Raw genomic sequence first — 4,991 nt, forward strand, 5'->3', positions numbered from 1 at the left:
CCCCAAAGGGGCGAGGGAGAAAATACCGCACCGAGCCGTCCCCTCTCCCCTATGGGGAGAGGGTTAGGGTGAGGGGGTTACGAACGCTTATACAGCGGCAACCACAGTGTTAACCGCAGCCCACCCAGCGGGCTGTCGTCGGCTTTCACCCAACCACGGTGCTGCTGCATGGCGGTTTCAACAATCGCCAGACCCAACCCCGTACCGCCAGATTCACGGTCACGCGCCTCGTCGGTACGGTAGAACGGACGGAAAATCTGCTCGCGGTCTTCCGGGCTTACGCCTGGACCGTCGTCGTCGACAATGACGGTGATCCCGTCTTTATCCACCGAGAACGCCACCTCAATCTTCGTATGCGAGTAGCGCAGGGCGTTACGCACGATATTCTCCAGCGCGCTTTCCAGCGTGTTGGGGTTACCGTACAGCGGCCATGGCCCCGGCGGGAAGTTGACGGTAAAGGATTTGCCCATCTGCTCTGCTTCGAATGCGGCATTGTCTAACACTTCGTGCCACAGATGATTGGCTTTCACTGTTTCGCTGACCAGCGCGTTTTTCTGCTGATTGCGTGACATCACCAGCAGGTCGTTGATCATGCTGTCCAGACGATGCGCTTCCGTTTCGATACGCTCCAGCTCTTTGCTCTCGCCGCTGCGGCGACGCAGCAGCGCGGTGCCAAGCTGGAGTCGCGTGAGCGGTGTGCGCAGCTCGTGCGAGATATCCGAAAGCAGCCGTTGCTGCGCTGTCATCATGCGCTCCAGCGCGCTCACCATCTGGTTAAAACTGGCGCCTGCGGCAAGGAACTCCTGCGGCCCGGATTCCAGCTCAGGGTGCTGTCTCAGGTTGCCCTGCGCCACTTCGTCGGCGGCATTTTTCAGCTTACGCGCCGGTTTTGCCAGGCTCCACGCCAGCCAGAGCAGCAGCGGTGAACTGACCAGCATCGTGACAATCAGCAGCAGCAGCGGTCGGTCAAACAACAGGTTGATAAAGTCGGACTGGGAGTTGCTCGCAGGGCGAATCAGATAGAGCTGGTAGTTATCTTCCCCATCTCTCACGGAGAAGGGGCCAACCATTTCTACCCGACCATATTTTTTCTTCTGAGGATGATCGGCGTTATCCGCCTGGCCGATGAAGTTGCGGATAATCTGCATTTCATTGCGATCGGCCCCAATGACGCGGCCTTCGCTGGTGACCAGCAACAGACGTTGTCCGGGGGGCGCCCATTTGTCGATAGCGCGAAACAGCCTGCGCCACCACATTAAATCGTTCGGCGGATCGTTTGCCAGCTCGGCTTCTACGTGCTGCTCGATCATCACGCCCTGACGTTGCTCACTGTCGAGAAGCTCCGTCATCTGGCGTGAGTCGAGTTTTGGCAACATCAATACGAGCATTAAAACCAGTGCCAGCGTCAGCCAGAATATGGCGAAGATGCGGGCGGTTAAGCTACCTATCATGAAGCGGAAACCATTAGATAACCGCGACCACGCAGGGTTTTAAACCATGGGTGACCGTCTTTACGTTCCGGCAGTTTACGACGCAGGTTAGAGATATGCATATCGATAGCACGGTCAAACGGCGTCAGGCGCTTGCCGAGCACTTCCTGGCTTAAATGTTCACGCGATACCACCTGGCCAAGATGCTGCGCCAGCAGATACAGCAGGGTGAACTCGGTGCCGGTCAGTTCCAGTGTCTGGCCGTCGAAGCTGGCTTCCTGGCGGCCTGGATTCAGGCTCAGGGAATCCACTTCCAGCGTTGGCGAGCTGTTGTCAGTATTCTGCTGCTGTTCGCTCCAGTGGGAACGACGCAGGATAGCGCGAATACGGGCAACCAGTTCACGGTCGTTGAACGGCTTCGGTAAATAGTCATCCGCGCCCAGCTCAAGGCCGAGTACACGGTCAAGTTCGCTGCCGCGTGCGGTCAGCATAATCACGGGGGTCTGGTGTGTCTGGCGAAGCTCTTTCAACGTATCAATGCCGTTTTTCTTCGGCATCATGACGTCGAGCAAAAGTAAATCGATGCTGTCGTCAAGGAGACTCAGCGCCTGCTCGCCATCATGGGCAACCAGAACGTTGAAACCTTCCATGTCGAGCAACTCCTTTAAAAGGGATGTGAGCTCTCGGTCATCATCAACTAACAGGATTTTATTCATTGTTTAAATACCTCCGAGGCAGAAATTACGACATCAAGGCTCTCTAATCCATGACTTTACGTTGTTTTACACCCCCTGACGCATGTTTGCAGCCTGAATCGTAGACTGTCTCTCGTTGAATCGCGACACGAAAGATTTTGGGAGCAAGTGATGCGCAAAGTTACCGCTGCCGTCATGGCCTCAACGCTGGCGTTCAGTGCGTTTAGCCAGGCTGCCGTAGCAATCATCGGCGACAACGGGCTCTCAGGAGAGAGTGAAGCGCAGCACAGCGGCCAAAGCCATATGTTTGACGGCATAAGTTTAACCGAACATCAGCGTCAACAGATGCGAGATCTGATGCAGAGGGCACGACAAGACCAGTCCCCTGTTAATGTTAGCGAAATGGAGACAATGCATAGCCTTGTCACCGCAGAAAATTTTGACGAAAGCGCTGTACGCGCTCAGGCAGAAAAAATGGCACAGATACAGGTTGCCCGCCAGGTCGAGATGGCCAGGGTTCGCAACCAGATGTTCCACCTGCTATCGCCCGAGCAGCAAGCGGTTTTGAACGAGAAACATCAGCAACGAATGGATCAGTTGCGTGAGGTTGCACGGATGCAACGAAGCTCAGAAATGACGCTTTTCAGTAGCAATACCCGTAGTAACCAGTAAACCCTGTTTTCCTTGCCATAGACACCATCCCTGTCTTCCCCCACATGATGTGGGGGTTTTTTTTGCCCTTCAATCATCGTTGTTAACCGTTTATTCATCCTTTGACTCCTTAAGCATCCGTTATACTAGCGGCATGGCATGACAGGAGTGTTTATGAATCAATCCTATGGACGGCTGGTTAGCCGTGCGGCGATTGCGGCGACAGTTATGGCGTCGTGTTTGCTGTTAATCAAGATTTTCGCGTGGTGGTACACCGAGTCGGTCAGTATTCTGGCGTCGCTGGTGGACTCACTTGTGGATATTGCCGCGTCGCTTACAAACCTGCTGGTGGTGCGCTATTCGCTGCAACCGGCAGATGAAGAACATACCTTTGGGCACGGTAAGGCCGAATCACTGGCCGCGCTGGCGCAAAGTATGTTTATTTCAGGCTCTGCGCTGTTTCTGTTTTTGACTGGCATTCAGCATCTGGTTTCACCCACGCCAATGAACGATCCGGGTGTGGGTGTGGTCGTCACGGTAATTGCGCTGATATGTACATTGGTTCTTGTTACATTCCAGCGTTGGGTGGTTCGCAAAACGCAAAGTCAGGCAGTACGGGCAGATATGCTTCATTATCAGTCTGATGTTATGATGAATGGCGCTATTCTTATTGCACTCGGTCTTGCCTGGTATGGCTGGCATCGTGCCGATGCGTTATTCGCGTTAGGGATTGGGACCTATATTTTATATAGCGCCTTGCGGATGGGGTACGAAGCGGTGCAATCACTGCTTGATCGCGCACTTCCCGATGCAGAACGTGATGAAATTTTTACTATCGTGACCTCCTGGCCTGGCGTCAGCGGTGCACACGATCTTCGTACGCGGCAGTCAGGGCCGACCCGCTTTATTCAGATTCATTTGGAAATGGAAGACAACTTGCCGCTGGTTCAGGCTCACGTCATAGCTGAGCAGGTCGAGCAGGCAATTTTGCAGCGTTTTCCTGGTTCAGACGTCATCATTCATCAGGATCCCTGCTCGGTTGTACCCGGACATTTTGAGCTTTCGTAATTCGTTGTAAAAAAGTGAGCCAGGCCAGCATTTTGTGTATAAATTACCGCCATTTGGTCTGACCTGAATCAATTCAGCTGGAAGTGATTGATATACTATTTGCAGTATTCGTTGGTCGAACAATTTCTTCCGGCAACAGATTTCAATTTTGCATTCCTAAGTTCAGAGGTAGTCATGATTAAGAAAATCGGTGTGTTGACAAGCGGCGGTGATGCGCCGGGCATGAACGCGGCAATTCGTGGGGTTGTCCGTGCAGCGCTGACGGAAGGTCTGGAAGTTTTTGGTGTCTATGACGGTTATCTGGGTCTGTATGAAGACCGTATGGTTCAGCTCGATCGCTACAGCGTGTCAGACATGATTAACCGTGGCGGTACTTTCCTCGGTTCCGCTCGCTTCCCGGAATTCCGTGACGAACACGTTCGTGAAGTGGCTATCGAGAACATGAAAAAACGCGGCCTGGACGCACTGGTTGTTATCGGTGGTGACGGCTCATATATGGGTGCAAAACGTCTGACTGAAATGGGCTTCCCGTGCATCGGTCTGCCAGGCACTATCGACAACGACATCAAAGGCACTGACTACACCATCGGTTACTTCACCGCGCTGGGTACGGTTGTTGAAGCGATTGACCGTCTGCGTGACACCTCTTCTTCCCACCAGCGTATCTCCATCGTTGAAGTGATGGGCCGTTACTGCGGTGACCTGACTCTCGCTGCGGCTATCGCCGGTGGTTGTGAGTTCGTGGTGGTTCCTGAAGTTGAATTCAGCCGCGAAGACCTGGTTAACGAAATCAAAGCCGGGATCGCGAAAGGTAAGAAACACGCAATCGTCGCCATCACCGAGCACATCTGTGACGTTGACGAGCTGGCGAAATACATCGAAACCGAAACCAAACGTGAAACCCGTGCCACCGTACTGGGTCACATTCAGCGTGGCGGTTCCCCTGGCCCGTACGACCGTATCCTGGCATCCCGTATGGGTGCTTATGCCATCGATTTGCTGTTGCAGGGCTTTGGTGGCCGTTGCGTCGGTATTCAGAACGAAAAACTGGTTCACCATGACATCATCGATGCCATTGAGAACATGAAGCGTCCGTTCAAAGGTGACTGGCTGGACTGCGCGAAAAAACTGTACTGATTAGCGTTTT

5 protein-coding genes are annotated in these 4,991 nt (G+C 53.5%); 3 read left to right on the top strand and 2 right to left on the bottom strand.

What is annotated here, in order from left to right:
* Positions 1–77: 77 nt before the first annotated feature.
* Both cpxA and cpxR read right to left on the bottom strand, forming a co-directional pair.
* Complete coding sequence (gene cpxA, locus ACS603_RS23230) at positions 78–1,451, bottom strand: envelope stress sensor histidine kinase CpxA (protein WP_014072363.1); 1,374 nt, start codon at positions 1,449–1,451, stop codon at positions 78–80.
* Positions 1,448–2,146: an envelope stress response regulator transcription factor CpxR gene (gene cpxR / locus ACS603_RS23235; protein ID WP_006179159.1), complete on the bottom strand. Its 699-nt coding sequence runs from the start codon at positions 2,144–2,146 to the stop codon at positions 1,448–1,450. The genes cpxA and cpxR overlap by 4 nt, the downstream gene beginning before the upstream one ends.
* A 150-nt stretch (positions 2,147–2,296) precedes the next feature.
* Here cpxR and cpxP point away from each other — a divergent pair, with 150 nt between their 5' ends.
* The 3 genes from cpxP to pfkA all read left to right on the top strand — a co-directional run bounded on the left by cpxP (position 2,297) and on the right by pfkA (position 4,981).
* Positions 2,297–2,797: a cell-envelope stress modulator CpxP gene (gene cpxP, locus ACS603_RS23240; protein ID WP_474944997.1), complete on the top strand. Its 501-nt coding sequence runs from the start codon at positions 2,297–2,299 to the stop codon at positions 2,795–2,797.
* 153 nt (positions 2,798–2,950) lie between these two features.
* Entirely contained in the window at positions 2,951–3,844 is an 894-nt protein-coding gene (gene fieF / locus ACS603_RS23245) for a CDF family cation-efflux transporter FieF (protein ID WP_182063006.1), read from the top strand.
* Between the two features lie 174 nt (positions 3,845–4,018).
* A complete protein-coding gene (pfkA, locus tag ACS603_RS23250; protein ID WP_181621497.1) occupies positions 4,019–4,981 on the top strand; it encodes a 6-phosphofructokinase in 963 nt (320 codons plus the stop codon).
* The last annotated feature ends 10 nt before the right edge of the window (positions 4,982–4,991 follow it).

The sequence above is a fragment of the Enterobacter sp. Li2LvB3 genome (assembly GCF_056156645.1).